The organism is uncultured Flavobacterium sp. (assembly GCF_963975005.1).
Classification (GTDB): domain Bacteria; phylum Bacteroidota; class Bacteroidia; order Flavobacteriales; family Flavobacteriaceae; genus Flavobacterium.
In genome coordinates, this window is sequence record NZ_CAXBFR010000074.1 from 1 (window position 1) to 13,532 (window position 13,532).

The 13,532-nt window shown below is 30.1% G+C and carries 10 protein-coding genes; 8 read left to right on the forward strand and 2 right to left on the reverse strand.

Annotation, left to right across the window (positions count from 1 at the left end):
* Window positions 1-159: 159 nt before the first annotated feature.
* The 8 genes from AACZ53_RS09695 (at window position 160) to AACZ53_RS09730 (ending at window position 10,322) form a co-directional block, all read left to right on the forward strand.
* Window positions 160-2,130: a peptidylprolyl isomerase gene (locus AACZ53_RS09695; protein ID WP_339837657.1), complete on the forward strand. Its 1,971-nt coding sequence runs from the start codon at window positions 160-162 to the stop codon at window positions 2,128-2,130.
* 2 nt (window positions 2,131-2,132) lie between these two features.
* A complete protein-coding gene (locus tag AACZ53_RS09700) occupies window positions 2,133-2,984 on the forward strand; it encodes a hypothetical protein (RefSeq protein WP_339837660.1) in 852 nt (283 codons plus the stop codon).
* Window positions 2,968-4,338, forward strand: a complete 1,371-nt coding sequence (locus AACZ53_RS09705; RefSeq protein ID WP_339837663.1) for a peptidylprolyl isomerase — start codon at window positions 2,968-2,970, stop codon at window positions 4,336-4,338. Before AACZ53_RS09700 ends, AACZ53_RS09705 begins: the two co-directional genes overlap by 17 nt.
* A 50-nt stretch (window positions 4,339-4,388) precedes the next feature.
* The gene (locus tag AACZ53_RS09710) at window positions 4,389-5,342 is read left to right on the forward strand and encodes a MoxR family ATPase (RefSeq protein WP_339837666.1); all 954 of its coding nucleotides are present in this window, start codon (window positions 4,389-4,391) and stop codon (window positions 5,340-5,342) included.
* Between the two features lie 306 nt (window positions 5,343-5,648).
* Complete coding sequence (locus AACZ53_RS09715) at window positions 5,649-7,913, forward strand: aconitate hydratase (RefSeq protein ID WP_339837669.1); 2,265 nt, start codon at window positions 5,649-5,651, stop codon at window positions 7,911-7,913.
* 157 nt (window positions 7,914-8,070) lie between these two features.
* The gene (locus AACZ53_RS09720; protein WP_339837672.1) at window positions 8,071-8,739 is read left to right on the forward strand and encodes a Crp/Fnr family transcriptional regulator; all 669 of its coding nucleotides are present in this window, start codon (window positions 8,071-8,073) and stop codon (window positions 8,737-8,739) included.
* A 66-nt stretch (window positions 8,740-8,805) separates the two neighbouring features.
* A complete protein-coding gene (locus tag AACZ53_RS09725; protein WP_339837675.1) occupies window positions 8,806-9,687 on the forward strand; it encodes an anti-sigma factor in 882 nt (293 codons plus the stop codon).
* 119 nt (window positions 9,688-9,806) lie between these two features.
* Window positions 9,807-10,322, forward strand: coding sequence for a hypothetical protein (locus AACZ53_RS09730; protein WP_339837678.1), 516 nt, complete (start codon window positions 9,807-9,809; stop codon window positions 10,320-10,322).
* A 54-nt stretch (window positions 10,323-10,376) separates the two neighbouring features.
* Here AACZ53_RS09730 and AACZ53_RS09735 read toward each other — a convergent pair whose 3' ends face one another.
* Together AACZ53_RS09735 and AACZ53_RS09740 are read right to left on the reverse strand one after the other, a co-directional pair.
* Window positions 10,377-11,825, reverse strand: a complete 1,449-nt coding sequence (locus AACZ53_RS09735; RefSeq protein WP_339837681.1) for a glyceraldehyde-3-phosphate dehydrogenase — start codon at window positions 11,823-11,825, stop codon at window positions 10,377-10,379.
* Window positions 11,826-11,970: 145 nt separating this feature from the next.
* A complete protein-coding gene (locus tag AACZ53_RS09740) occupies window positions 11,971-13,356 on the reverse strand; it encodes a Do family serine endopeptidase (protein ID WP_339837683.1) in 1,386 nt (461 codons plus the stop codon).
* Between the last annotated feature and the right edge of the window lie 176 nt (window positions 13,357-13,532).

A 13,532-nucleotide genomic window follows, 5' to 3' on the forward strand; every position in this document is an offset into this window, starting at 1 on the left:
ATAAATCACGATAAAGCATAAAAAAACCATCTCATTATTGAGATGGTTTTTTTATTCGCTATAATTTTATGTTAATACATTAAGTAATTCTTGATTAATAGCTTTGAATTATTATTTTTGTTGATTGTAACAATAATAAGATAATTATTTAAAGTGGATATGAAAAATAAATTTGTTTTTGGATTACTATTACTATTGCAGTTTAGCAATGTTTTTTCGCAAGAAGTAAAAAAAGAAGTACTTTTCTCAATTGACGATAAGCCATATTATACAGATGAATTTATCAGAGTTTATAATAAAAACTTAGATTTAGTTAAAGACGATTCGCAAAAAGATATTGATGTGTATTTTGACTTGTTTTTAGGATACAAATTAAAAGTTGATAAAGCTTACAAAGTAGGTTTGCAAAACAGTTTAAAGTATCAAAATGAGTTAAAATCATATAGAACACAACTTTCGAAAAATTACACAAGTGATTCTAAAGTCACAAAAGCCTTAACAGAAGAAGCTTATGAACGTTCCCTTAAGGAAATAAAAGCTTCACATATTTTAATTTTAGTAGATGAAAATGCGTTGCCAGCTGATACATTAAAAGCTTATAATGAAGCTGCTAAAGTTGTAGATGAAATCAAAAAAGGAATGTCATTTGAAGATGCAGCCGTAAAATATTCACAAGATCCATCAGCAAAAGACAATAAAGGTGATTTAGGTTATTTCTCTGTATTTAGAATGGTTTATCCTTTTGAAAGTGCAGCATTTAAAACAAGAAAAGGAACAATATCAAAACCTACAAGAACGCGTTTTGGGTATCATATAATTAAAGTTGTTGATCAAAGAGATAACCAAGGTGAAGTTACGGTATCACATATAATGGTGTTAGATAAAAAAGATGAAAAAGGAAACGATTTATCTAAAAACACAATTGAGGAAATTTATCAAAAATTGCAACAAGGGGAAAAATTCGAATCTCTAGCACAACAATTTTCTGAAGATAAATCATCTTCAAGTAAAGGTGGTGTTTTACAACGTTTTGGTAGAGGACAATTAAGTTCAAGTGAATTTGAAGATGTAGCTTTCTCATTAAAAGGCAATAACGATGTTTCAAAACCTTTCAAGACGCAATTTGGATGGCATATAGTTAAACTTATTGATAAACATCCAGTCAGTACTTATGAGGAAACTAAAAATGAATTAGAAAATAAAATTAGAAGAGACGATCGTTCAAAATTAATTTCATCTTCTCTTACAGATAAATTAAAGATAAAATATACTGTTTTAACAGATAAAAAAGCATTAGAAGCTGTAAAGAAACTTGTAAATGATAATTTCTACAAGCAAACTTGGGAAGTTTCTCCAGAAGTTTTAAAAGCTAATAACAAAAAATTAGTTGAAATTAATAATGATGCTAAAATAAACGCTTCTTCTTTTTTACAATATATTCAAGAACAACAAAAACAAAATCTTCAGATTAAACCAATCAATAGTTTGGTAGATTATTTGTATGGTCAATATGTAGATGTTAAACTAAATGATTATTATGATGATCATTTAGAAAATGAGTTTACTGAGTTTAAATATATAATGGACGAATATAGAGACGGTTTATTGTTGTTTGACTTAATGGAAAAAGAAATTTGGGAACGCTCTAAATCGGATACAATTGGTCAAAAACAATTTTATTTAGATCATATCGCAAATTACAAATGGAAGAAAAGAGTAGAAACAGAAGTTTATTCTTCTTCAAGTAAATCGGATATAGAAAAAGCATTAAAATATGCTAAAAAAGGAAAAGATTCAGAATACATTAAAAATAAGTTAAATGCTGAAGGAAAAATAAATGTTATGATTCAAAGTGGGGTTTATGAAGAAGATGACAAAACGCTGCCAAAAAATAGTACATTAGATAAAGGTTTGTCTAAAATAGTAAAAGAAGGGGATTATTATTTCTTCTTAAATACTAAAACGGTCTTGCCTTCAGAACCAAAAGACTTTTTAGAGGCAAGAGGAAGGATTATAAATGATTACCAACAATATTTAGAAGTTAATTGGGTATCAGAATTGAAAAAAAATGTAAACATTAAAGTAGATAAAGATGTTTTACAAAAAGTTAAAAATCAATTAAAACAATAAGTATGAAATTAAAATTCTTGTTTTTAGTTTTACTTACAGCTTTTGTTTCTTGTAAAAAAGGAACGAATGTGGTAGATAATATTGCTATTGCAAGAGTTAATAATTCAAATCTTTATAAGGAAGATATTAAAGATTTAGTGCCAGCCGGAACTTCAAAAAAAGACAGTATTATTATTGTAAATGATTTTATTGACCGATGGGCTTCTCAGAAATTATTATTCAATGCTGCAGAGTTAAATCTTTCAGACGAGAAACAAACTGAATTAAACAGACTAGTAGAACAATACAAAAAAGATTTATACACTAAAGCCTATATTGAGCAATTGGTTTACAAATCGTTTGATACTGTAGTAAATGAAAATGAATTAAAGGAATACTACGAAAAAAATAAAGAAAATTTTAAAACAAATGCAGCTCTTGTTAAAATGAGTTATATTCAAATTAACAAAAGTAACCCTAAACTTACAGCGCTTTCAAATAAATTTGTTAATGCAACTAAGGAGAATAAAGAGTCACTAAGAAAAAGTACAATTGAATTTAAAAGTTATGCTTTTAATGACTCAATTTGGATAGATATGAATCAAGTTTATGAAAAACTTCCAGTTATCAATGTAGAAAATAAAGAAAATTACATTATCGCAGGAAAAACAGTTAAATTTGCCGATTCAACAGATATGTATTTAATTAAAACATCTAATTATATTGAAAAAAATCAAGTTTCCCCTTTTCAATACATAAAACCAACTTTAAAAAAAGTTATCCTTAATAAAAGAAAAACAGAATTAATAAATAAATATCAAAAAGACATCACGACCGATGCTCTTAAAGACAAGAAATATGAAATATACAAGTAAATTTAAAGCACTTTTTGTACTTATTATTTTAGCTGTAACAACTTTGCAAGCACAGCCTAAAAAACAAAAAATTGATGGAGTTGCAGCAGTTGTAGGAGACTATGTTGTTTTAGATTCTGATATTGATTTAATGCTTATTGAATTAAGAGCAAATGGGATTTCTAGTAAAGATGTTTCTAGATGTGAATTATTAGGAAAGCTTTTAGAAGATAGACTTTACGCTCACCATGCTGTAGAAGATAGTATAGTTGTTACTGATGAAGAAGTAAGAGGTTTTATGGATGAACAAATTAGTGTAATGAGTGAGCAACTTGGAGGAATTGATAAGGTTGTGAAATATTACAACAAAAAAAATGTTGATGATTTTAAAAATTACTTTTTTGATATTATTAAAATGAACAAACTTGTTCAAGGTATGAACAGAAAAATAATTGATAAAATTGAAATCACTCCAGAAGAAGTAAGAAATTTTTTCAGTAAAATTCCAAAAGATGAAATACCTACTATTGGTTCCGAAGTTGAAATTGCACAATTAGTGATTAAACCAGTTGTTTCTGAAGAGGAAAAACAGAAAGTGATTAAGAAACTAAAAGAAATTAAACAAGATGTTTTAGAAAACGGATCAAGTTTTACTACAAAAGCTGTTCTTTACACAGAAGACAGAGCTTCTGCTCCAAATGGAGGTTATTATAAAATAAATAAAAAAACGCAGTTTGTAAAAGAATTTAAGGATGTTGCTTTTACTTTACAAGAAGGTGAAATATCTGAACCTTTTGAAACAGTTTACGGCTATCATATTATTAAAGTTGAGAAAATTTTAGGTCAAGAAGTAGAATTAAGACACATTTTAATGTCTCCAAAAGTTAGCGATGAGGCATTGGATGAAGCAAAAACTAGAATAGAAAATATTAGAGCCAAAATTTTAAACAAAGAACTTACATTTTCTGATGCAGCAAAATCTTTATCGGAAGACAAAGAAACTAGAAATAATGGAGGAATTGTTTTAAATCCAAAAACCTTAGAAGCTAAATTTGAACTTACTAAATTAGATCCTTCTTTGTATAATGAAATTTCTGAATTGCAAACAAATGAAATCTCAAGAGTTATTCTAGAGGAAATACCTGGTGAAGGAAAATTTTTCAAAATAATTACAGTTAACGAAAAAACCCAAGAACATCTTGCTGATTTTTCTAAAGATTTTATCAAAATTAAAGACATTGCTTTAAAAGACAAACAAATTTCAACTATTGGAAAATGGACTAAAGAAAAAATCACACAAACTTATATTAAAGTTAATGGTGAATATCGCGATTGTACTTTTGCAAGTGATTGGTTAAAGAAAGAGGTTAAATAATTTTTTGTACTTTAGAGATTTAAACACAATATTAGAAAACTACAAACTATATGTCAGACGTTGCAGCATTAAAACGATTGGTTGAAAAAAAAGCTGAACTTCAAAGCGAAGTTGCCAAAGTAATTATAGGTCAAGATGAAGTTGTAAATCAAATAATTTTAAGTATTTTTTCTGGTGGGCATGCTCTTTTAGTTGGTGTTCCTGGTTTAGCAAAGACTTTAATGGTTAATACAATATCACAAGCATTGGGTTTAAATTTCAAGAGAATTCAGTTTACACCAGATTTAATGCCTTCAGATATATTAGGAAGTGAAATATTAGACGAAAACCGTCAGTTTAAATTCATAAAAGGACCAGTTTTCTCAAACATTATACTAGCTGATGAGATCAATAGAACGCCACCAAAAACACAAGCTGCCCTTTTAGAAGCTATGCAAGAGCGTTCTGTTACTGTTGCGGGCCATAATTATAAATTAGATTTGCCTTATTTTGTTTTAGCTACTCAAAATCCTATTGAACAAGAAGGAACATATCCTTTGCCAGAAGCTCAATTAGACCGTTTTATGTTTGCTATAAAATTAGATTATCCAAGTTTTCAAGAAGAAATAGATGTGGTTAAGGCAACAACTTCTGACCATAAACCGGTTGTGAATTCATTGTTTACTGCTCAAGAAATTATTGATTTTCAAAATGTAATTCGTAAAATTCCTGTTGCAGATAATGTAATTGAATATGCTGTTACTTTAGTTAGCAAAACAAGACCAGACAATGCTTTAGCAACTGATTTTGTAAAAACATATATAGATTGGGGTGCAGGACCAAGAGCCTCACAAAATTTAATTTTAGCAGCAAAAGCAAACGCGGCATTCAAGGGTAAATATTCTCCAGATATAGAAGATGTAAAAGCTGTTGCAAAAGGAATTCTTAGACATCGAATTGTCAAAAATTATAAAGCTGATGCCGAAGGAATAACTGAAGAAATGATCATAGAAAAGCTGTTTTAAAACAGCTTTTTTTATTTTAATTATTTTTTATTTGTTTTTTTTTCAATTTCATATGGGGGTTGAATTTTAGCTTATTGTCAAATTAATAAAAAGTACTAGTTGATTTTATTAAATTGATATTTTTTAAAGCGAAAAACAGTAAAAACGAAATTTAAGTCCATTTTTTTGAAAAATATTCATTAAAAACACCAGTTGACAAATAATAATTCTTCTAAATTAAGATTTTATTAAAAATTTTCAATTCTCATTAAGATTTATTAAATTTGTTCCACTTAAAAATAACAATCTAATTAATTTACTTATACTATGGCATTTGATATAGAAATGATTAAACAAGTATACGCAACTATGGCAGAAAGAGTTGATAAAGCTCGTGAGCTAGTTGGTCGTCCACTTACATTGTCAGAAAAGATTTTATACTCACATTTATGGGAAGGTAATCCAACTCAAGCTTTTTCAAGAGGAAAAGATTATGTTGATTTTGCTCCAGATAGAGTAGCTTGTCAAGATGCAACAGCGCAAATGGCATTGTTGCAATTTATGCATGCAAACAAAAAAACAGTAGCAGTTCCAACGACTGTTCACTGTGATCACTTAATTTTAGCAAAAGATGGTGCTAAAAAAGATTTAGCATTAGCTAATGATCAATCAAAAGAAGTTTTTGATTTCTTATCATCAGTTTCAGATAAATATGGAATCGGTTTTTGGAAACCAGGTTCTGGAATTATTCACCAAATTGTATTAGAAAATTACGCATTTCCAGGTGGAATGATGATTGGTACAGATTCACATACAGTAAATGCTGGTGGACTAGGTATGTTAGCCATTGGTGTTGGTGGAGCAGATGCAGTAGATGTAATGTCAGGAATGTCATGGGAATTAAAATTCCCAAAATTAATTGGAGTTAAATTAACTGGTAAATTATCAGGTTGGACTGCACCAAAAGATGTTATCCTAAGAGTAGCAGATATTCTGACTGTAAAAGGTGGAACAGGTGCTATTGTGGAATATTTTGGTGAAGGAGCAACTTCAATGTCTTGTACTGGTAAAGGAACAATTTGTAACATGGGTGCAGAAATTGGAGCTACAACTTCAACTTTTGGATACGATGATTCAATGAGAAGATATTTAAACGCAACTGGTCGTAAAGATGTTGTTGCTGCAGCTGATACAGTAGCAGATTATTTAACTGCTGATGCAGCAGTTTATGCAAATCCTGAAACTTACTTTGATCAAGTTATCGAAATTAATCTTTCTGAACTTGAGCCTTATATTAACGGACCATTTACTCCAGATAGAGGAACTCCAGTTTCTCAAATGAAAAAAGAAGCTGCTGCTAATGGCTGGCCAATTAAAGTAGAATGGGGATTAATTGGTTCTTGTACAAACTCTTCTTATGAAGATATGTCTAGAGCTGCTTCAATTGTTCAACAAGCAATTGATAACAATATTACTCCAAAAGCTGAATTTGGTATCAATCCAGGTTCAGAACAAATTAGATATACAATTGAAAGAGACGGAATTATAGCAACTTTCGAAAAACTTGGAACGAAAGTATTTACAAACGCTTGTGGACCATGTATTGGTCAATGGGATAGAGAAGGTGCAAACAAAGAAGAAAAAAACACTATTGTTCATTCATTCAATAGAAATTTCTCTAAACGTGCTGATGGAAATCCAAACACACATGCTTTTGTTACTTCACCAGAAATGGTTGCTGCTTTAGCACTTTCAGGAAGATTAGACTTTAACCCTTTAACGGATCCTTTAATCAATGATAAAGGAGAAGAAGTAATGCTAAAAACGCCTTACGGAGATGAATTACCTGAAAAAGGTTTTGATGTCGAAGATGCAGGTTTTCAAGCTCCAGCAGAAGATGGAAGTAAAGTGCAAGTAGTTGTTTCTCCAACTTCAGACAGACTTCAATTATTAGCTCCTTTTACTCCTTGGGATGGAAAAAACATCACAGGTGCAAAATTATTAATAAAAGCATTTGGTAAATGTACTACAGATCACATCTCTATGGCTGGACCATGGTTACGTTTCCGTGGACATTTAGATAATATTTCTAACAATATGTTGATTGGTGCAGTAAATGCATTTGGCCAAGCAACAAATAAAGTTAAAAATCAATTAACAGGTGGTTTTGATACTGTTCCTGCTACTGCAAGAGCATACAAAGCAGCTGGTGTTCCTTCAATAGTAGTTGGAGATCATAACTATGGTGAAGGTTCTTCAAGAGAACATGCTGCTATGGAACCAAGATTTTTAGGTGTTGAGGCGGTTTTAGTAAAATCATTTGCTCGTATTCACGAAACTAACCTTAAAAAACAAGGGATGTTAGGTTTAACGTTTGCTAATGAAGCTGATTATGATAAAATTCAAGAAGATGATACAATTAACTTCTTAGACTTAACATCATTTGCTCCAGGAAAACCATTAACGCTAGAATTTGTTCATGCTGATGGTTCGAAAGATACAATAATGGCAAATCATACCTATAACGAAGGCCAAATAGAATGGTTCAAAGCTGGTTCTGCTTTAAATTTAATTGCAGCTGGTTTAGCTTAAATAATTCAAATAATTTAAAACTCCCTTTCTTAAATAAAAGTTAGGGAGTTTTTTTATGTTCTTTAATTTCTTAACTTTGATTGAAAACGAAAATATTTAATATGATATTCACCAACGGTATAGTAAATATTTTTTAAAACCAATAAAAAAATAACCTATGAAAACAATTTGGTTTTTAGATGATGTAAACTTATTTACAATACTTTGTCCACACCAATTTAAGGATTATAAAGATTCTCATGAGTTTGATCATTATAAAAAAAATGATTTTGTTTATTTTGAAGAGGATAGTGCGGATAAAATTTACTTGATAACGACAGGAAAAGTAAAAATTGGATATGTTACAGATGAAGGGGAAGAAATAATAACGGCTATTTTATCGAAAGGTGAAATATTTGGAGAGAAAGCCATTTTGGGAGAAGAAAAGAGAAACGAATTCGCTCAGGTTATTGATTCTGAAACTTCAATTTGTCCAATTACTACTGAGATGATGATAGATTTACTTCGAGAAAATAAAGAATTTAGTGTCAAAATATATAAATTTATTGGATTTCGGTTTAAAAAATTAGAACGAAGACTTCAATTGCTTTTGTTTAAAGACACTAAAACAAGATTAAAAGAATTCATAAAAGAGTTAAGTGAAGATTTTGGTTATGAAAATGTCGTTACAGGTGATATGATAATTAGACAACCTTATACTCAAAAAGAAATGGCAACTTTAATTGGAACTTCGCGACCAACGTTAAATATTTTATTAAACGAATTGAAAGAAGAAGATTATTTAGACTTTGATAGAAAAGAAATTGTTCTTAAAAAGCCTTCTTAGTTAGATAGCTAACAAAAATTATATTATGGTAATTGTAGTTTTGAAATTAACAAAAAAACAATTGCTATGAAAAAATTAATTTTAACTATGATGGGTTTAGCCCTTTTCGCTACATCGTGTAGTGATGACGATTCGGTTTCAGTACCTCAAAACTCAAATTTAGACTTGAACTTATCAGGTTTAGAAGATTTAGGTTCAGATTATGTTTATGAAGGATGGATTATTGTAGACGGTTTACCTGTAACGACAGGAAGATTTAGTATAAATGCAACAGGAACTCTTTCTCAAACATCTTTTCCGATTTTAAAGTCAGTATTAGATGCTGCCACTACTTTTGTTTTAACAATTGAACCAGCTGTTGGAGATGATCCAGCACCAAGTGATGTTCATGTTTTAGCAGGAGATTTTTCTGGAACAAATGGAGTGTTAACATTGCAACATTCTGCTGCTTTAGGAACTGACTTTACTTCTTCTATGGGTAAATATATTTTGGCTACTCCTACAGATTCAGACATGACAAATGAAGATAGTGGAATTTGGTTTTTAGACAATTCAGGAACTTCTCCAGTTGCTGGCTTAACTTTACCAACTTTACCAGCTGGTTGGAAATATGAAGGATGGGCTGTAGTAAATGGAGTTCCAATTAGTACAGGAACATTTTTAACTCCATCAGGAATGGATTCATCAGGAATATTTAGTGGGGCAAGTGCATCACCACCTTTTCCAGGTGAAGATTTTTTAATTAACGCTCCAGCAGGTGTTACTTTTCCAATAAGCTTGTTAGGAAAAACAGTTGTAATTTCAGTTGAGCCAAGTCCAGATAATAGTCCAGCGCCTTTTGCTTTAAAACCATTAGTTCATACTGTTCCAGTAACTGCTTCAACTCATACTGTTCTTACAATGAATCAAAATTTAGGGGTAGTGCCAACAGGTACAGTTTCGCGTTAACATTGAAGTAATTATTTTAAAGAGAAGAGAAATTTGTTTTTTTCTTCTCTTTTGTTTTATTATAGCTGTATTAGTTTTAGATATTTATATTTTTTGCTAATTTTGAAATAAAAATTATAATGAAAAAGTATTTAGTTGTTTTGTTAATTTGTTTTGGATTATTTAGTTGTTCGGACTCAGATTCTAATTTTCCTGAACCAACTTTAATTCCATTTGAAAAACAAGATGTTCTCTCGTCTTATGATTTAAGGTTAATTGAATCCACAGGAAGAACAATTAATTTATATGCCAATCAAAATAAAGTGGTATTTCTTCATTACTGGAATACAACAAATAAAGATGTTTCAGCAGATATAAAGATTATGGAACAATTGTATGATGATTATAAATTAAAAGTTGAGTTTTATTTTATAACAGATGATACTCAGCCAAATGTTAGAAAATATATCAAGGATAATAACTTAGTATTCCCAAATTATTATATTGGTTCAACTCCTTTAAGGCCTTTAGTTTTTGAAAAATTACCTAAGTCTTACTTAATAAGCAAAACCGGAAGAATTGTAATGAATCACGAAGGAGTTGCAAATTGGAATTCCGAGACTTTAAGAAAAACAATTGATGATTTATTAAAATAAAAAAAATCCGTTCTAACTTAGGACGGATTTTTAGTTTTGAATTAAAATTAACTACTAATAGTAAGTGTAACGTCTTACTTTTGAAACGTATTTTGCTAAACGAATTACTTGGTGACTATAACCATATTCGTTATCATACCAAACATATAAAACTATATTTTTTCCATCTCCAGAAACGATTGTAGCATTACTGTCAAAAATTGAAGGAGCAGAAGTTCCAACAATATCAGATGATACTAGCTCGTTGTTTAATGAATATTTAATTTGCTCTACTAATTTACCTTCAAGAGCATATTTTTTCATAATGTTGTTTACTTCTTCTATTGAAGTTTCTTTTCCAACCTCTAAATTCAATACTACTAATGAACCATTTGGAACAGGAACACGAATTGCATTTGAAGTAAGTTTTCCAGCTAAATTAGGTAGTGCTTTTGCTACAGCAGCACCAGCACCAGTTTCTGTAATTACCATGTTTAAAGCAGCAGCTCTTCCACGTCTATATTTGTTGTGCATATTATCAACCAAATTTTGATCGTTTGTATAAGCATGAATAGTTTCCAAATGCCCTTTTACAACACCTAAAGTATCTTCAACAGCTTTTAGAATTGGAGTAATTGCATTTGTTGTACAAGAAGCAGCTGAGAAAATATCAACTGTATCTGGATTGTATTCTTCATGATTTACACCATAAACAATGTTAGGAATACCTTTCCCTGGAGCAGTTAATAAAACTTTACTAACTCCTTTTGAAATCATGTGTCTTTTTAATGCTTCTTCTGTAGTAAAAGCACCAGTGTTATCTATAACTAAAGCATCATCAATGCCATATTTTGTATAATCAATTTCTTCTGGGCCATTTGCTGTAATAATGTGTACCGTTGTACCGTTGATTATTAAAGCATTGTTTTCAACATCAGCTTCAACTGACCCTTCAAAATCACCATGAACTGAATCATATCTTAATAATGAAGCTCTTTTTTCTAATAAAGTTGCATCACTTTTGTCTCTTGTTACTATAGCACGCAAGCGTAATTGTTGCCCTTTTCCTATTTTACTCATCATTTCACGAGCTAACAAACGACCAATTCTACCAAATCCATAAAGCACTACATCTTTTGGTTTTATTTCTAAAGTTGCTTTAGCGTCTTTTAATTTATCAATCACAAAGGCTTTTGCGTCGTTGTATTTGTCATCTTCTAAATGATATTCATAAGTTAATTTACCAATATCAATTTTTGAAGGTGGTAAATCTAAACTGTTTATGGCTTCAGCAATTTCAACTGAATCAAAAATATTAATTGGTTTTTGAACAAATGCACCAGCATATTCATGTAAATTAATAATGGCACTTACGTTTCTGTCAATTAATTGATTTCTAAATAATACTAACTCGATAGATTTGTCATACCATAAATCACTAATGATTTTAATGAATTCGACACCTGCTTTTCTTCTGTCAGCCTGAAAAGAAACCTCTTTTTCGTATAAATTGTTGTTACTCATAAGTAAATAATAAAAGTTGTGTGTTTAAAATTTGCTGCAAAAATATAGATTTCAAACGTTTTCGTAAAGCTTTTTCTTTGTTTTTTTAATAAAAAAACCAGTTCTTTTTAAATGAACTGGTTTTCTAAATGGAATAATTAATGAATTACATTATAATACTATACATCTGACCGTTTTTGCTGATTATTTGATAACGAGCTTTTTGGTTTTCTTTTTTAGCTAAATAACTTGAAGCGGTTTCCATATCTTTTATTTTTTGACCATCAATACTTAAGACTATAGCTCCATCAAGAATTTCACCATATTCAGTATATTCTGGATTGTTTACTTTTTTAATTTTAATTCCTTCACTTATTCTAAACTGTTTTTTATCTGTTGCGTCAATATCTTCAAACTCAATTCCGTTAAATTCATAAGTAAGCATTTCTCTTTTTGTCAATTTAACGGGAAGTGTTTTTTGTTTTCCATCACGCAATACATTTACTTGAATGACATCATCTGGACGCTTTGTGTTTACATAAGCAGTTAATTCTGAAAAGCTATTGATTTTTTTATCGTCTAATTGAACAATAATATCACCTATTGAGATTCCAGCTTTTTCTGCACCTGAATTTTTAGTCACTTTACCTATATAAAAACCTTGAGTTTGTTTAATACCTAATTCATCTGAAAATTTCGTATTTAATTCTCTTCCTTCAATTCCTAAAACACCGCGTTGAACATTTCCAAACTGCATTAAATCTTCAACAATTTTTCGAGCTAAATTTGATGGAACCGCAAACGAATACCCTGTATAACTTCCTGTTGGAGAAGAAATCATAGTATTGATTCCAATTAATTCTCCTCTAGTGTTTACTAAAGCGCCACCACTATTTCCTGGGTTTACAGCGGCGTCAGTTTGAATAAAAGACTGAATACCATCATTAGCTAGATTTCGTGCTTTTGCAGAAACAATTCCAGCCGTAACTGTAGAAGTCAAGTTGTATGGATTTCCTACGGCTAAAACCCATTCGCCTACTTTAATTTCTTCTGAATCTCCAAAAACGGCAAAAGGCAATTTTTCATCAGATTCTATTTTTAACAATGCAATATCCATTTTAGAATCAGTACCAACTAATTTTGCTTTGTAGGTTTTGTTGTTGTTTAAAGTAACTTCCAATTCACTTGCGTTTTGAATCACGTGATTGTTTGTAACGATAAATCCGTCTTCACTAATGATAACACCAGAACCAGTTCCAACTTGATATTGTTCTTGTGTCTGACCTCTTCCGTTTCCAAACATATAGGCAAAAGGATCACTGTAAACTCTTTGTGTAGTCATGTTTTTAACATGAACGACACTATGAACTGTACTTTCTGCGGCTGCAGTAAAATCTATGTTTTCTGCACCTAAACTAACATTTTTTGCATAATTTGGCGCTGCTAGAGTTATACTATTAGTTTTTGATGAATCAAAAAATAATTTATAAGCTCCCAATGTAATAGCACCACTCATAAGGGATAGCAATAATAAACTTCCGAATTTTTTCATTCTTTTTTCATTTAAATAATTAATAGGTTAAAATTACATATATATAATTTTATATAAAATTGGTTTAACGCTCGATTAACAATGTTTAACATCTTATTAATATTTGTACTTTTGCATTAACAAAATTTTTATGAAAATACTTTTTTACAAATATCAAGGTACTGGAAATGACTTTG

Coding starts and splice junctions, on each gene's coding strand:
- AACZ53_RS09725 (WP_339837675.1), top strand. CDS start 8,806: ATGAAAAAATTAATTTTAACTATGATGGGTTTAGCCCTTTTCGCTACA.
- AACZ53_RS09700 (WP_339837660.1), top strand. CDS start 2,133: ATGAAATTAAAATTCTTGTTTTTAGTTTTACTTACAGCTTTTGTTTCT.
- AACZ53_RS09730 (WP_339837678.1), top strand. CDS start 9,807: ATGAAAAAGTATTTAGTTGTTTTGTTAATTTGTTTTGGATTATTTAGT.
- AACZ53_RS09715 (WP_339837669.1), top strand. CDS start 5,649: ATGGCATTTGATATAGAAATGATTAAACAAGTATACGCAACTATGGCA.
- AACZ53_RS09740 (WP_339837683.1), bottom strand. CDS start 13,356: ATGAAAAAATTCGGAAGTTTATTATTGCTATCCCTTATGAGTGGTGCT.
- AACZ53_RS09710 (WP_339837666.1), top strand. CDS start 4,389: ATGTCAGACGTTGCAGCATTAAAACGATTGGTTGAAAAAAAAGCTGAA.
- AACZ53_RS09695 (WP_339837657.1), top strand. CDS start 160: ATGAAAAATAAATTTGTTTTTGGATTACTATTACTATTGCAGTTTAGC.
- AACZ53_RS09705 (WP_339837663.1), top strand. CDS start 2,968: ATGAAATATACAAGTAAATTTAAAGCACTTTTTGTACTTATTATTTTA.
- AACZ53_RS09720 (WP_339837672.1), top strand. CDS start 8,071: ATGAAAACAATTTGGTTTTTAGATGATGTAAACTTATTTACAATACTT.
- AACZ53_RS09735 (WP_339837681.1), bottom strand. CDS start 11,825: ATGAGTAACAACAATTTATACGAAAAAGAGGTTTCTTTTCAGGCTGAC.